The sequence below is a fragment of the Burkholderia sp. JPY481 genome (genome assembly GCF_038900515.1).
In the GTDB taxonomy this organism is placed as follows: domain Bacteria; phylum Pseudomonadota; class Gammaproteobacteria; order Burkholderiales; family Burkholderiaceae; genus Paraburkholderia; species Paraburkholderia youngii.
The window spans coordinates 170,017-184,993 of sequence record NZ_JAYMRT010000006.1; the positions used below are offsets into that span (position 1 = coordinate 170,017).

11 protein-coding genes are annotated in these 14,977 nt (G+C 64.8%); 8 read left to right on the forward strand and 3 right to left on the reverse strand.

Features of this window, described 5'->3' with window-relative positions:
• Positions 1-4 precede the first annotated feature (4 nt).
• Complete coding sequence (locus tag VSR82_RS17175; RefSeq protein WP_429462575.1) at positions 5-1,417, forward strand: ammonium transporter; 1,413 nt, start codon at positions 5-7, stop codon at positions 1,415-1,417.
• A gap of 205 nt (positions 1,418-1,622) precedes the next feature.
• Positions 1,623-1,913: a hypothetical protein gene (locus tag VSR82_RS17180; protein WP_429462573.1), complete on the forward strand. Its 291-nt coding sequence runs from the start codon at positions 1,623-1,625 to the stop codon at positions 1,911-1,913.
• Between the two features lie 32 nt (positions 1,914-1,945).
• Here VSR82_RS17180 and VSR82_RS17185 read toward each other — a convergent pair whose 3' ends face one another.
• Both VSR82_RS17185 and VSR82_RS17190 read right to left on the reverse strand, forming a co-directional pair.
• A complete protein-coding gene (locus tag VSR82_RS17185) occupies positions 1,946-3,742 on the reverse strand; it encodes a hypothetical protein (protein WP_498857950.1) in 1,797 nt (598 codons plus the stop codon).
• Positions 3,743-4,201: 459 nt separating this feature from the next.
• Complete coding sequence (locus VSR82_RS17190; RefSeq protein WP_429462569.1) at positions 4,202-6,142, reverse strand: sigma-54-dependent Fis family transcriptional regulator; 1,941 nt, start codon at positions 6,140-6,142, stop codon at positions 4,202-4,204.
• A 452-nt stretch (positions 6,143-6,594) separates the two neighbouring features.
• On the opposite strand from VSR82_RS17190, the gene VSR82_RS17195 reads away from it, so the two are divergent.
• From VSR82_RS17195 to VSR82_RS17220, 6 genes are all read left to right on the forward strand, one after another.
• On the forward strand, positions 6,595-7,650 hold the full coding sequence (locus VSR82_RS17195; RefSeq protein WP_368583882.1) for an ATP-NAD kinase family protein: 1,056 nt from the start codon (positions 6,595-6,597) through the stop codon (positions 7,648-7,650).
• Between the two features lie 79 nt (positions 7,651-7,729).
• The gene (locus VSR82_RS17200) at positions 7,730-8,713 is read left to right on the forward strand and encodes a thiamine pyrophosphate-dependent dehydrogenase E1 component subunit alpha (RefSeq protein WP_013094295.1); all 984 of its coding nucleotides are present in this window, start codon (positions 7,730-7,732) and stop codon (positions 8,711-8,713) included.
• A gap of 34 nt (positions 8,714-8,747) precedes the next feature.
• Complete coding sequence (locus VSR82_RS17205) at positions 8,748-9,752, forward strand: alpha-ketoacid dehydrogenase subunit beta (protein ID WP_429462565.1); 1,005 nt, start codon at positions 8,748-8,750, stop codon at positions 9,750-9,752.
• Between the two features lie 3 nt (positions 9,753-9,755).
• Positions 9,756-10,865 (forward strand): acetoin dehydrogenase dihydrolipoyllysine-residue acetyltransferase subunit, encoded by a 1,110-nt coding sequence (locus VSR82_RS17210; RefSeq protein ID WP_429462563.1) that lies wholly within the window; start codon positions 9,756-9,758, stop codon positions 10,863-10,865.
• A 5-nt stretch (positions 10,866-10,870) separates the two neighbouring features.
• Positions 10,871-11,851: a lipoyl synthase gene (gene lipA, locus VSR82_RS17215; protein WP_429462561.1), complete on the forward strand. Its 981-nt coding sequence runs from the start codon at positions 10,871-10,873 to the stop codon at positions 11,849-11,851.
• 149 nt (positions 11,852-12,000) lie between these two features.
• A complete protein-coding gene (locus VSR82_RS17220; RefSeq protein ID WP_429462559.1) occupies positions 12,001-13,404 on the forward strand; it encodes a DNA-binding protein in 1,404 nt (467 codons plus the stop codon).
• A gap of 90 nt (positions 13,405-13,494) precedes the next feature.
• Here the strand turns inward: VSR82_RS17220 and VSR82_RS17225 are convergent, their stop codons facing one another.
• Complete coding sequence (locus VSR82_RS17225) at positions 13,495-14,907, reverse strand: purine-cytosine permease family protein (protein ID WP_429462557.1); 1,413 nt, start codon at positions 14,905-14,907, stop codon at positions 13,495-13,497.
• Positions 14,908-14,977: the final 70 nt, after the last annotated feature.

Consider the following 14,977-nt stretch of genomic DNA (forward strand, 5'->3'; position numbering starts at 1 on the left):
AGAGATGCGCAAACTGTTGATGACTTTGTTGATGGCGGGCTCATTGCTCGCGGGCGGGCTGAGCCCCGCATTCGCGCAAGACGCGTCGGCACCCGCGGCCGCCTCCGTGCCGGTCGCGCAAGCGTCCGCGGCTCCCGCGGCAGATGCCGCTGCATCGGCGCCGGCCGCGCCGACCGCACCGTTCTCGGTCGATTCGTCGAAGATCAACTCCGGCGACACCGCGTGGATGCTGACCTCCACCGCGCTGGTGCTGTTCATGACGATTCCGGGCCTCGCGCTGTTCTACGGCGGCATGGTCCGCAAGAAGAACGTGCTCGCGACGCTGATGCAAAGCTTCGCGATCACCTGTGTCGTGACGATCGTCTGGACCGTGATCGGCTATAGCATCGCGTTCACGCCGGGCGGCTCGTTCATCGGCGGGTTCTCGCGCGTGTTCATGACGGGCATGAACTACATCAAGGGCGACAAGGCCACGACGCTGACCGTCAGCCATCTCGCGCCGACGATCCCCGAGACGGTCTACTTCGTCTATCAGATGACCTTCGCGATCATCACGCCGGCGCTGATCACCGGTGCGTTCGCGGACCGCATGAAGTTCTCGGCGATGCTGGTGTTCATGACGCTGTGGTCGATCCTCGTCTACTCGCCGATCGCGCACATGGTGTGGGAACCGAGCGGCTGGCTGGCTAGCGCGGGGATCCTCGACTTCGCGGGCGGCACGGTGGTGCACATCAACGCCGGTATCGCGGGTCTGGTCTGCTGTCTGGTGCTCGGCAAGCGCGTCGGCTACGGCAAGGAAGCCATGGCGCCGCACAACCTGACGCTGACGCTGATCGGTGGCGCGATGCTGTGGGTCGGCTGGTTCGGCTTCAACGCGGGTTCGGCGGTAGCGGCGGACGGCCGTGCCGGCTTCGCGATGTTCGCGACGCAGGTGGCGACCGCCGCGGCGGCGCTCGCGTGGATGTTCGCCGAATGGGCGGCCAAGGGTAAGCCGTCGGTGCTCGGTATCGTGTCGGGCGCGGTCGCGGGTCTGGTGGCAGTGACGCCGGCGTCGGGCTTCGTCGGCACGGTCGGCGCGCTGGTGATCGGTATCGTTGCCGGTGTGGTCTGCTTCTGGTCGGCCACGTGGCTCAAGCACAAGCTCGGCTACGACGATTCGCTCGACGCGTTCGGCGTGCACTGCGTGGGCGGGATCGTCGGCGCGATCCTGACGGGCGTGTTCGCGGTCAAGGACATCGGTGGCGCGGACGGTGACGTGCTGCTGCAGCTCAAGGGTGTCGCGACGACGCTGATCTATAGCGGGGTGGTTTCGTTTGTCCTGCTCAAGGTAATCGACGCGGTGATGGGCTTGCGCGTTGCCGAGGAAGAAGAGCGCGAAGGACTGGATCTGGTGCTGCACGGAGAGGCGGTCGAATAACGGTTGCGCCGCGAATGGAGTGGGTACGACGGTCACAGTCGGTCGTGGCCTGGCACTGACAGCGCTCAGGCCACGACCGAAGCCGGAGCCCACTTCGTACTTGAGGCATGCGGGCGTCTGTCCCGTAGGCGCCCGTATTGCCGAAGTTCGGCCAGACGAGCGAGGAGGTCGTAGCGGGTTCGAGCAACCGGATATCCGCCAGCCAATGAAAAAGGATGATCAGCAGTATATTGCGGTACTGGTTGTTCTTATATCCCAAATCGCCTTTCTGGCAATGTTCGCATTCGCTGAGCATGTCGTCAGACATAACAAATGGATCGCCGCAGGATTTGGTTTCGACCTTCTATTCGGGCTGATTCTCTCGGTCGGTTTTGTCGGGACCTGGCGCGCGCGCTCTATCGATTCAGATTTTCTCGGCCTTCTTCTGGCCAATCCGGTCGAACTGGCTGTCGTTATTGCGACCGCCGGTCAGTTATTGGCCATTCTCCTTGTTTAAGGCGATCGGAAAGTACGCGTCGCGACATACGCTCAGCTATCGACATGGCTCGCGACAAAGCTCGCGAACGCGTTATACGGAAGCGGAAGCGCCGTGCCGTTGATCATCAGGCCGTAAGTGGAGTCCCCGCTATCGAGCTCGTAATACATCGCCGATTGGATGTTCTTCGTCTTTCTCGCCTGATAGTAACTGAGCAGACGCGAGCTGATGTAGTTGGCCCGGTATGCCTCGCTCTTCTCGGGCCCAGTGTTCCATTCCGAGATCATGAAGGGGACGCCATAGCGGGCCTTGCAATAGGTGGGCAAATCGAAGCCCGGGCCGGACCCGTCGGTGCCGATGTCGAAGATGTCGCCGTACACCTCGTAGTTGTGCCACGTAGTCAGGTCCCATTTCACGGTCGGATGGCCGCTCGTGCCATCGGGCTGTTTGCCATCCCACAGAGCGTCGGATGCGCCGGTATCCGCAACACAGAAGTTGACGCCGCACTTAGCGTCCGCCTGCACCGACTTCACTCCGTCGATCATGCCGCGCATCGCACCGCGCATCAGCGGCCAGTTCGCGTTGTTGAAGTCGGCCAGGCTCGTTCCCGCGCTGGTGGAGTCGAGAATGATCCCGTTCGCGCGCGTCAGTTCGTTGCCGCATTCATACATGGTCACGCCGTGGGGTTGCAATGCCGACGCGACCGTCACCGCGCAATTGAAGCCCCGCGTATAGGCCGCCGATTCACTCGTGAACAGGTTGCCGTTACCGTCGTAGATGCCGACGTCGACCAGCACGAAAAGCTTCAAGCCCGCCGGCTGGAATGCTTGCGCCAACGCCAGGACCTTGGCGAGTTGCGGTGCGTAGTCCGTACAGCTGAGCCGGTACGTCGAGCAGCCGAGGGCTTGCATGATCGATACGATATCTGAGGTCGAATACAGGTAGTCGTAATGCCCGTTGATACCGTGAAACGAGCCGGCCGGTGCCGCGGTCGCGATGCGCGGATCGTTGCATGGCAACCATTGATCGGCATCGCCGCATACATAGAACTGACCGCCGGTCGATTGTGCCCAGAACTTGCCGCCGTGCCACAGCAGCAGCGCTGCATTCGACATCGTGCCGACGGCACTGCGGTTGCGGTACACGACGCCGTTCACGACGGTCCATATCGAGCCGGCCTTGTCGATCAGATACGTCGCGGGTGGGATCATCGCGCCGTCGGCCGAGGTGCCGCCCAAACGCGGGTCGTTGCACGCGCGCCATGTCGTTCCATTCCATCCGTAAAACTGACCGCCGGTTCCCACGTGATAGATCGCATTCCCGTACCAGAGGATCAACGAGACGTTGTAGGTGTTGCCCGCCGCGATGCCGTTCCGGTAGACAGACCCGCCGACCAGGGTCCACGACGCGTTCTGACCGTCGATGATCACCGTCGCCGGCGGGATCGTCGTGTTCTGCGGCGAAGCGTTCGAAGCGTTGCCGGGCGACCCCGAGTTCGGGTCTGATCCAGAGCCGGAGCTGTCGCCCGAGGTCGAGCCGGACGTATCGGCGGGTCCCGTTCCATTCGATGGCGCCGGCGACGAGCCGTTCGCCACGGTGGTCGCGCTACCTGTCAAGGGCGCAATACTCGAGCTGGTGGTGCCGGTCGTGCCCGTCGAGGCCGCGATGCCGGAGGTTGCCGTGCCGGTGGACGGTGCTGCCGCCGTGCCCGACGGACTGGCGGAATTGCCCGTGGGAGAACCGCCGGTATCCTGCGTACCACTACTACCACCACCGCCGCCGCACGCGCTCAATACGACGCTTCCGCCGAACGCAGTAAGACAGCCAAGAAATTGACGTCGTCCAATCATGACAATAGCGCGGGCTGCCGCGAGGCGGCCCACGAGAAAATCTGGAGAGAGATGGGGAGTCCTGCGGGTCGCGAGTGCGTCGCGTGAGCCGTTCAGGACATTTGATGTGCGGTAGTGGATGGTCTTTCGTTGCTGCGACCGATCACTGAGTCCGGCAAGTCATGGCTGTCTGTCGGCACAAGTTGTGCGTGGGAGCAGGGTGGTGCGGAAATAAAATCTTTTCGCTCGCAATGGATGAACTGCGGAAAGATTTCACTCGCTGGGTGAGGGCGTGGGAATCGGGCGAGGTGTGGGCAGCGGCGGACCTGGCTGGCCGCCGCCTTTCGCTACCGGTAGATCGACAGCAGTGCCGAGCCGCGTGCGCAGCCCAGTAAGAGATCGCGTCTCGCTGCGAGTTCCTGCTCCGAACTCAACCTTCGAATTCGAGGCCGTGCGTGCAAAGTGCCGCTGTGATGCCGCCTATGCGCGATGCGGCCCGACGATGCCCAGCCGCGCAATGCGCCGGTACAGCGTCGCGCGCGATATGCCCAACGCCTGCGCGGCGGCGTTAGGCCGCCACTGGCAACGCGTGAGCGCCGCGACGATGCGTGCCCGCTCGTCGTCGGCGCTCGCTGGCGACGTGGAGTCCGCCCCGAGAGCCGGTGTCGCAGCGGGCGCGAGTTGCGCGGCGAAGTCCGGCGACACGTGCCGCAATTCGACGCGAGCCGAATCGCAGACCGCGCACGCATAGCGCAACACGTTGCGCAACTGCCGGATATTGCCGGGCCACGAGAAAGCGGCAAGACGGTCGGCGAATTGCGGATCGAGCATCAGCACGTGGCTGGCCGCCTGTGCTTCCTCGTTGAACACCGTATCGATCACATCGCGGATGTCGGTGCGCTCGCGCAGCGGCGGTATCCGCAGCGTCGCGCCGCTCAGGCGATAGTAAAGATCTTCGCGGAACGATCCGGCATCGACCATCTGCATCAGATCGCGGTGCGTCGCGCAGATCACGTCGATATCGACGCGCACCGGCGTGTCGCCGCCAAGCGGCACCACTTCGCCCTCGGCGAGCACGCGCAGCAGCCGTGTTTGCAGGCCGAGCGGCATGTCGCCGATTTCATCGAGAAACAGCGTGCCGCCATGCGCGAGCGCGATCTTGCCGCGCGCGCCGCGACTGCGCGCGCCGGTGAACGCGCCAGGCGCATAACCGAATAGCTCGCTCTCGATCAGCGGCTCCGGAATCGCGCCGCAATTCACCGCGACGAACGGCCGCGTGCGCCGCGAACCCGAGTCGTGCACCGCGTGCGCGAACACCTCCTTGCCGACTCCGGTTTCGCCGAGCAGCAGAACCGGCAGCCGCTTGCCGGCGATCCGCAAGGCGACTTCCGCGTTGCGCGCGACTCGTTCGTCCGAGCTGTGCAGAAAGCGGCTCATTGCGCCGATGCTGCTATCGGCGTGCAGATCGCCCGGCCGTGTCGTGACGAGCGGGCGAGCCGCGCGTCTCATCGGCGCGCGAATGCGTGCATACAGCATCGCTCCGGTCGAGCGCAGCCGCAGCGCCACGATCATGTCGGTGCGCGCGACGTCGTGCAGACGGACCTCGGACGTGTCGAATATCTCGTCGATGTGGCGCGGACCGTCGAGGCCCGCGATGCTCTCATGCGCCTTGCGGTTGGCGGCGGCGATGTTGCCGCATTCGTCGAATGCGATCAGCGCTTCGGGTTGCGCTTCGACGAAATGGCGGCTTTGATGGCCGAACAGCACCCAGTGCTGCGCGGTCTGGTTCAGGAAGTAGCCGTCCTCGATCAAACTCGCGCTTTGCCGCACCAGCTGAAACACCAGCCCCTGGCTGTCGCGGTTGTCGGGCGATCGGATCGCCGAGGCGTCGAGCACGCCGATCAATTCGCCGGTCGGCGCGAAGATCGGTGAAGCGCTGCACGTGAGCGTCGTGAACGCGGCGCGGAAGTGATCGGTCTTGTGCACCGTGATCGGCGCGAGATCGGTGAGCACATTCGCGATGCCACAGGTGCCTTCTTCGCGCTCGGACCAGCATGAGCCGATATGCAGCCCCGCATGCTTGAAATCGTTGCGCCGGTCGCGGTCGATCCGATAGTCGATCGTGACGCCGTGCGCGTCGGACAGCATCACGCAATAGTCGGCGACGCTAATCATTTCGTGCAACCGCGTCAGGCACTGGCCCGACGCGCGCAGAAAGGCTTCCTCCTTGCCCTGGACTTCACGCAGCTCGGCGGACGACAGCACGCGCGGGCCGATCGCGGAGCTGGGGTCGAGCCGGTACTGCTCGTACGAGCGTTGCCACGACGACACGAGGCGCGGCGAATTCGCTGGCGCGGGCAAGCGTCCTTCGATGGCCCCGCGTACGCGATCGACGTGCTGCGTTTGAGAAACATAGGGCATGGCCGGCTCCAGGCGAGCGACACCGAGTAGGGCGAGTCCCTGTCTTGTAGCACATCCGGAACGGGCAATCACATTGCGGCGCAGCACTCGAGCCGCGTGAGACGAACGTCTCAGAGACTGGCGAGACGCAGGTCGCATCGCGCAAACCCTTGTCTGGCGCGGTGCCGCGCAAGCGCCGCGACGTGCGTCGAGCCTTGCTCCGCGTCGCGAAGCGCGCTCGTGAGACACAGTGAACTGCGCGGCGCAGGTCTGATGAAAGCGGCCGCAAACGCCGATTCTCCGCGTCTGCCTTTTGGACACGGCGCTTCCGGCGCGTGCGCACGGCACGCAAGCAACTGGCCCGACCTTTGCAGTATCGCTGGCAGACGAAAGCAAACGCGATAGCAAGCGCAAAAGCGAGCGCGCTTCACCCAGCAAGTCCGCTTCGCAACTCGCGCACAGGAGACAAGCCAGTGTTATCCCCCATCACCGTCGGCGTGATCGCGAACCCGGCATCGGGCCGTGATATTCGACGCCTCACCACCCACGCTTCGGTGTTTCCGACCGCCGAGAAAGCGAACATGGTCGTGCGCCTGCTCGCGGGCCTCGGCATGCTCGGTGTCGCTCGCGTGCTGACCTTGCGCGACCGCACCGGTGTCGCCGCCTTGGTGCTGCGTGCGCTCGAAACCCATGCGGCCGTGGCCGAGCCGCAGCCCTGGCCGAAGGTCGAATTCCTCGAACTGCCGATCACGGACAGCGCGGCGGACACCCACGCGGGTGTCGCGCGAATGGTCGGCTCGGGTGTCGATCTGATCGCGGTGCTCGGCGGCGACGGCACGCATCGCGCGGTGGCCGCGCATTGCGGCGACGTGCCGCTGCTCACGCTATCGACGGGCACCAACAACGCATTTCCAGAAATGCGCGAAGCGACGGTGGCGGGCCTCGCGGGCGCGCTCGCCGCTTCCGGGCTCGTGCCGCCCGAGGTCGCGCTGACGCGCAACAAGCGTCTCGTGGTCCGCTGTGTCGCGGGCCCGAACAAGGGACGCGAGGAAATCGCGCTGGTCGATGTGTGCGTGAGCCGGCAGCGTTTCGTCGGTGCGCGGGCAGTCTGCGAGCCGGCGGATCTCGAAGCGCTGTTTCTGACGTTCGCGGCGCCGGACGGCATCGGCCTGTCGTCGATCGGCGGCGCGTGGGCGCCGGTCGAGCGCGGGGCGCCGTACGGGCTGCATCTGACGTTCGCGCGCGCGGGCGAATCCGGCGTGCCGATCTTCGCGCCGCTCGCACCGGGCCGTGTCGATCAGGTGACGATGCGCACCTGCGAGCGCTTCGAAGCGGGCTGCTGGACGCCGCTGCATACCGAACGAGGAACGCTCGCCTTCGACGGCGAGCGCGAGATCGAGCTCGAACGCGACGACCGCTACGAGATCGCGCTCGACTGGGCGGGACCGCTCACGGTCGATGTCGGCCGCACGCTGCGCTTTTGCGCGTCGCGGCAGTTGATGCGCGAAGCGGCGGCGCGTCGGAGGTAATCAAAGGAGGAAGCGAACGCTGGAAGCAAAGCCGGCTGAAGTAGCAGTGACCATCGAGATCATTCCAAGGAGACACACCATGTCTGTTTCGACGCAGTTGAGCAAGGAAAAGCTGCTGGAAGCGTACCGGATGATGCGCACGATCCGCGAGTTCGAGGAGCGTCTGCACGTCGAATTCGCGACCGGCGAGATACCCGGCTTCGTGCATCTGTATGCCGGCGAGGAGGCGTCGGCGGTCGGCACGATGATGCATCTGAACGACGCGGATTACGTTGCGACCACCCACCGCGGTCATGGCCACTGCATCGCGAAGGGCGTGGACGTGCGCGGCATGATGGCGGAAATCTACGGCCGCAGCACCGGCGTGTGCCGTGGCAAAGGCGGCTCGATGCATATCGCCGATCTGTCGAAAGGGATGCTCGGCGCGAACGGGATCGTCGGCGCGGGCGGTCCGCTCGTGTGCGGCGCCGCGCTCGCCGCGAAGCTAAAGAAGACCGGCGGCGTCGGCGTGTGCTTCTTTGGCGACGGTGCGTCGAACCAGGGCGTGATCTTCGAATCGATGAATCTGGCGTCCGTCTGGCGCCTGCCGGCGATTTTCGTCGCGGAGAACAACGGCTATGCGGAGGCGACCTCGTCGACGTGGTCGGTCGCGGCCGACAACATCGCCGACCGCGCGAGCGGCTTTGGGATGCCCGGCGTGATCGTCGACGGCTTCGATTTCTTCGCGGTGCACGAGGCGCTCGGCGCCGCGATCGAGCGGGCGCGCGGCGGCGGTGGCCCGACGCTCGTCGAAGTCAAGCTGTCCCGCTATTTCGGTCACTTCGAAGGCGATGCGCAAACCTATCGCGCACCTGGTGAGGTGCAGAAGCTGCGCGACGAAAAAGACTGCCTGAAGCGCTTCGAGGAGCGCGTGGTTCGCGCCGAAATGCTCAGCGCCGACGAATTGCGCGGCGTCGATGCCGAGGTGAAGCAGTTGATCGACGGCGCGGTGACGGAAGCGAAGGCCGCGCCTCTGCCGACCGCCGCTGACCTGCTGACCGACGTCTACGTGTCCTATCCGTAATCCACAGCGCGAACCATTCAATCAGGAGACAGTCATGGCACGGAAGATCACGTTTTCGCAGGCGATCAACGAAGCGCTGAGCCAGGAGATGGCGCGCGACGAAACCGTCATCGTGATGGGCGAGGACAACGCAGGCGGCGCCGGGTCCCCAGGCGAGCAGGATGCGTGGGGCGGTGTGCTCGGTGTGACGAAAGGGCTCTTTCACAAGTATCCGGGGCGCGTGCTCGACACGCCGCTATCCGAAGGCGGCTTCATCGGCGCGGCGGTCGGTGCGGCCGCATGCGGGATGCGTCCGGTGGCCGAGCTGATGTTCATCGATTTCATGGGCGTGTGCTTCGACCAGATCTTCAATCAGGCCGCGAAGTTTCGCTACATGTTCGGCGGCAAGGCAGTGACGCCGGTCGTGATTCGCACGATGCAGGGCGCGGGCCTGCGCGCGGCCGCGCAGCACTCGCAGATGCTGACATCGTTGTTCACCCACGTACCCGGCCTGAAAGTGGTGTGCCCGTCGACGCCGTACGACGCGAAGGGTCTGCTGATCCAGGCGATCCGCGACAACGACCCGGTCATCTTCTGCGAGCACAAACTGCTGTATGGCCGCGAGGGCGACGTGCCGGAAGAGTCGTATGCGATTCCGTTCGGCGAAGCGAACGTGGTACGCGAAGGCGACGACGCGACGATCGTCACCTATGGCCGCATGGTTCATCACGCGACCGATGCCGCCGAAAAGCTCGCGAAAGAGGGCATCCAGGCCGAGGTGATCGATTTGCGCACGACCTCGCCGCTCGACGAGGAAACGATATTGGAAAGCGCCGAGCGTACCGGGCGCGTCGTCGTGGTCGACGAGTCGAATCCGCGCTGCTCGATGGCGACCGATATCGCCGCGCTGGTCGCGCAGCGCGCGTTCCATTCGCTGAAGGCGCCGATCGAACTCGTGACCGCGCCGCATACGCCCGCGCCTTTCGCAGGCGTGCTCGAAGACCTGTATATCCCGTCGGCGGAAAACATCGCCGCGGCCGTGCGGAAAGTAAGGAGCTGAGCAATGCCGATTCACATGATCACGATGCCCAAGTGGGGGCTGTCGATGGAGCAGGGGCAGGTCAACGGCTGGCTGAAGGAGGTCGGCGAAAAGGTCGCGAAGGGCGACGAGATACTCGACGTCGAGACCGACAAGATTTCGTCGGGCGTCGAGTGCGCTTTCGACGGCACATTACGCCGGCAGATCGCGCAGCAGGGCGACACGCTGCCGATCGGCGCGTTGCTCGGCGTCGTCGCGGACGCCGAGACGTCCGACGCCGACATCGATGCTGCCGTCGAGGCGTTCCAGCGCGACTTCGTGCCGGCCGCCGCGGATGCCGCGGACGCGGGACCGCAGCCGGAAAAAGCGCAGATCGGCGGGCGCACCGTGCGTTACCTGAAGATCGGCGACGGCGGCACGCCCGCGGTGCTGATCCACGGCTTCGGCGGCGATCTGAACAACTGGCTATTCAACCATGCAGATCTCGCCGCGCACCGCGCCGTGTGGGCGCTCGATCTGCCGGGGCATGGCGAGTCGGGCAAGGCGCTCGACACGGGCAGCCTCGACGAGCTGGCGGACAGCGTGATCGCGTTTCTCGCTGACCGGGGCATCGAGCGCGCGCATCTGGTCGGCCATTCGATGGGCGGCGCCGTGTCGATGACGGTTGCCGCGAAGGCGCCCGAACGCGTCGCGTCGCTGGCCTTGATCGCGGGCGCGGGGCTCGGCGACGAGATCAACCGCGAGTACATCGAAGGCTTCGTCTCGGGCAGCAGCCGCAACACGCTGAAGCCGCATCTGGTGAAGCTGTTCGCCGACGGATCGCTGGTCACGCGGCAACTGGTCGAAGACATCGTCAAGTACAAGCGGCTCGAAGGCGTGAACGACGCGCTGCGCAAGATTGCGGCGTCCGCGTTCGAAGGCGGGGTGCAAAGCCGCGTCTATCGCGACCGGCTCGACACGCTCGCGCCGTGCACGCTGGTGATCTGGGGCGCGCAGGACCAGATCATTCCGGCCGCGCACGCGCAAGGGCTGCCTGCGCAGGTGCGCGTGCACGTGATCGACGGCAAGGGGCACATGGTGCAGATGGAGGCTGCATCGGACGTGAACCGCCTGCTCAACGAGTTCTTCGGATAACCGCGATGGACGCCGCTTGTCCTACCGACAGCTTCACGGCGCTTGGCCAGCATGGCAAGCGCAATCGCGACAAGCTCGCCCGCATTCCGGTGAAGATCGTGCCGGCGGACCATGCGGCCGTCTTGCCGAAGCCGCCCTGGCTGCATGCTCGGCCGATGATGAGCGAAACCGTCGCGGGCGTGGCGGCGGTGCTGCGCGAGCACAAGTTGCATTCGGTCTGCGAGGAGGCGATGTGTCCGAACATCGGCGAGTGTTTTGCGCAGCGCACCGCGACATTCATGATCATGGGCGGGATCTGCACGCGGCGCTGCGCGTTCTGCGACGTCGCGCATGGCCGGCCGCAAGCGCTCGACGACGACGAGCCCGCGCGGCTCGCCGACGCCGTCGCGGCGCTCGGGCTGCGCTACGTCGTGATTACATCGGTGGACCGCGACGATCTGCGCGACGGCGGCGCCGCGCACTTCGCGCGCTGTATCAAGCTCGTGCGCGAGCGCGTACCGGGAATTCGCGTCGAAATCCTGACGCCGGATTTTCGCGGGCGCATCGAGCGCGCGCTCGATGCGCTGTCCGGCGCGTGGCCGGACGTCTTCAATCACAACATCGAGACGGTGCCGTCGCTGTATCGGGCGGCGCGGGCCGGCGCGGACTATCGCGGCTCGCTCGAACTGCTGTCGCGCGCGAAACGCCAGAACCCGGCGGTATTGACCAAATCCGGGCTAATGGCCGGCCTTGGCGAGACCGACGGCGAATTGCTCGCGACGATGCGCGATCTGCGCGCGCACGACGTCGACGTGCTGACGATCGGTCAGTATCTCGCGCCGTCGCGGTATCACATGCCGGTGCGGCGATATGTGCCGCCCGCGACTTTCGACATGCTGCGCGATGAAGGTTTGAAGATGGGGTTCGTCGAAGTGGTGGCGGGGCCGCTCGTGCGTTCGTCGTATCACGCGGATCGGACGCCGCAAGGCCGCGCGCCAATCCCGTGAATACCTCCCCGTAACCTCGGCTTTTCGACCGATTGGCCGCCAGCCAGGTAGCCGACAATTGGTGGCTATACGAGGCGAGTCCCAGCGTGCGGCTGCCTCCCGGACGACGAAACGGTATTCGTCACCACGTGCACTTTGTCGAGGCAGACATGTCAAGCAACATTACGATCACGGACGAACTCGTAGCTGAAATCGCAAACCGGATGGCCGACGAGGGCCAAAAGGTGTCCCCCGTAGCCATCTGGTCCGAAGTCCATAGCGGTTCGGTGGTCGCGGTGTCCGCGGCATTGCGCAAGTGGCGCGAAACGCGCGCCGCGCGGGTGCCGCAGGTCGTCGAACGTCCTGCTTTGCCGGAAACCGTGACGGACACCATGCGCGAAGCGCTCGACCGGCTGTGGACGTCGGCGCAGGACGAAGCGGAACGCTCGGTGGCGCGACGCCTCGCCGCGATGCGCCAGCGTGTCGAAGACGCCAGCAACGAGCGCGACGAAGCGCTCGCCGAACTGCAAACCACCGTCCAGGAACTGGATGCGCTGCAAGTCCAGCTGGACAAGATGACCCGAGCCTACGACGAGAAGGTCGATGCCGTGGCCGGGCTGGAAGAGGACATCGCGCTCGCGGTGCAACGCACCGACGCAGCCGAGAAGCGCGCGCAGGAGCTGGCCGAGCGCGTTTCGCACCTCGAAGCGGAACTGGAGCGCGCGGAACAGGCCGCCGGGCGTGGAGCGATTGCGGGCGACGGGAGCGATGCCGCAGGCGAAGGCGAGGTGGCGAGCGAGTCGGCTGAGCCGGTTGTCGAAACGCCGGCAGGCGAAGCAGAGCGCGCGGCGCAGGAAGCGGAGCATGCCGAAGCGGTCGCTCGTCTTCAGAGCGAGCTCGAAGCGATTCGCGCGGAGCTGCAGGCCGAGCAGGAAGCGCATGCGGCTCGACGCGAAGAGATCGCGGGCGCGCAGGCCGAACGGGATGCCGCCGCGCTCGAATTGCAGAATGCCCAGACGCAAATCGCCACCCTGAGCGATGAGCGCGATGCGGACGCCTCCGAAATCGCGCGGTTGTCGGCCAGCTTGTCCGAAGCGCAGGAACGTGCCGACGCGGAGCAGCAGCGCGCGGCCGAACTGGCCGAAAGCGCGGCGGCGAGCGAGAAGGCCGAGGACGTGGAATCGGCGTCGTCGGCGGGTGTCGACTCGCAGGAACTCGAAGCACTGAAGGCGCAGATGTCGCGCGACGCGGAAGCGCATGCCGCCGCGATTGCCGAAGCACGGGAGACCGTCAGGAAATGGTCCGACTACTCGAACGCACTGAAGCAGCAGCTGACTCAGGCGAATGAAAAAATGGTGGTCGTTCTTGCCCGCGGCGCAGGCGAAGCGACCTTGAGCCGCCGGCTTTCCGCTGAACTCAGTCAGGTCAAGCCGGAGCATGAATTGCTGCGCAAGGAGATCCAGCAGCAAGTGATCGTCGAAACGATCACCGCTCACCTCGAGAAACAAGGCTACCGCTACGACGAGCAGACGGGTGCGGTGTCGAAGCTGAACACCGAAAGCTCGCCTGCGTGACGGGATCGTTGATGTGATGGCGCGCGTCGCGGGAATGGCGACGCGCAATGGGCTCGTAGGGAGGGCGGCGGTGTCGAAGGCTGGGTCCGCTCACTCGGCAGCGGGAACACCTGCCGGAGAAGTATGGCGGGCGCGCGAGCCGTCGTTCGATGCAAACAGGTAGTAGGTCACTGCCGTCGCCACCAGTCCGACGATCCACGAGACGTCCGCGCCGCCCATGATCGATGCCCACGGACCGTGGAGGAAGCTCTCCTCCATGAACGGGACCTGAACCGCGATGCCGAAGACGTAAATCGCGATGGCCTTGAAATTGAACGAACCGTACACGCCGCCGTTACTGCTGATGATTTCCGACACGCGGTAGCGCCGGTTGCTGATCAGGTAGAAGTCGACGAGATTGATCGCTACCCATGGCGCGAGCACGATTCGCATCGCGAAGATCGCGGTCAGGAAGATCGCGATAAAGTTGCTCGAAGCCCACAACGCAGTGACGGTAGACGAAATCAGCAGCACCGTCGACACGACGATGCGAACGTTGCGGCCCGGCACCCAGTTTGGACGGAACGTTTGCGCGGCGGTAATGAACGACAACACGCCGCCATACAGATTCATGCCGTTGTGGCCGATGATATTGACCAGGAACAGCAAGATCAGCACGTAGCCGAACAGGCCGGTTTGCGTGCGGATGGCTTGCATCGCATCGGTGGCGTGGCTGGTGCTGATCGCAAGTACGCCGAACAGGAACGCGAAGATCGTGCCGAGCGACGTGCCGAAATACGTGAACGCGAAGGTCTTCATAAAGCCGGTGGTGGCCGGAAGGTAGCGCGAATAGTCGGACGTGTAGGGCGCGAAGCTGATCTGCCAGACGGCACAAAGTCCGAACATCGCGAACCAGTTCGACAGATCGAAATGGCCTTGCTGAAGAATTCGCGCGTCGAGACCAGGCGCCATCATGATCATGCCGATCACCAGCGCGCCGCCCATGAACCATGCGCCCACCTTGTTGAAGCGGTGGATGAAGTGATAGCCGATAACGCCGACCAGCGTGGCGAGAATCGCGCCCAGCACGGTGCCAAGCGCCACCGGTACCACAGGGACAGCGGTGTGCAGCGTCTTGCCCGCGAGGATGATGTTCGAGACGAAGAAGCCGAGATAAATCAGCGTGGTGAAGCCGACCACGAGCAGCGAGCCATAACGGCCGAACTGCGCGCGGCTTTGAATCATCTGCGGCACGCCGACTAGCGGGCCTTGCGCGGAGGTCAGCGCATGGAAGACCGCGCCGAAGAACTGGCCGGCGGCGATCGCGAGAATCGAGCTCACCACATCGAGGTGAAAGACGAGTACGGAAGTCGCACCGGAAATCACCGCGAGCGGCGCGACGTTCGTGCAGAACCACAGGGTGAAAAGATCGACCGGTTTGCCGTGCCGATCCGACGGAGCGACGTACTCGATCGAGTTGCTTTCAATGGCCAGAACGCTGTTGTCGTTCGACGGGCTTTTCATAGTGTCTCCATCTTTATCGCACAGGCGTGCGCGATGCCACGTTCGATAGACGTGACATGGCGTTGCCCTC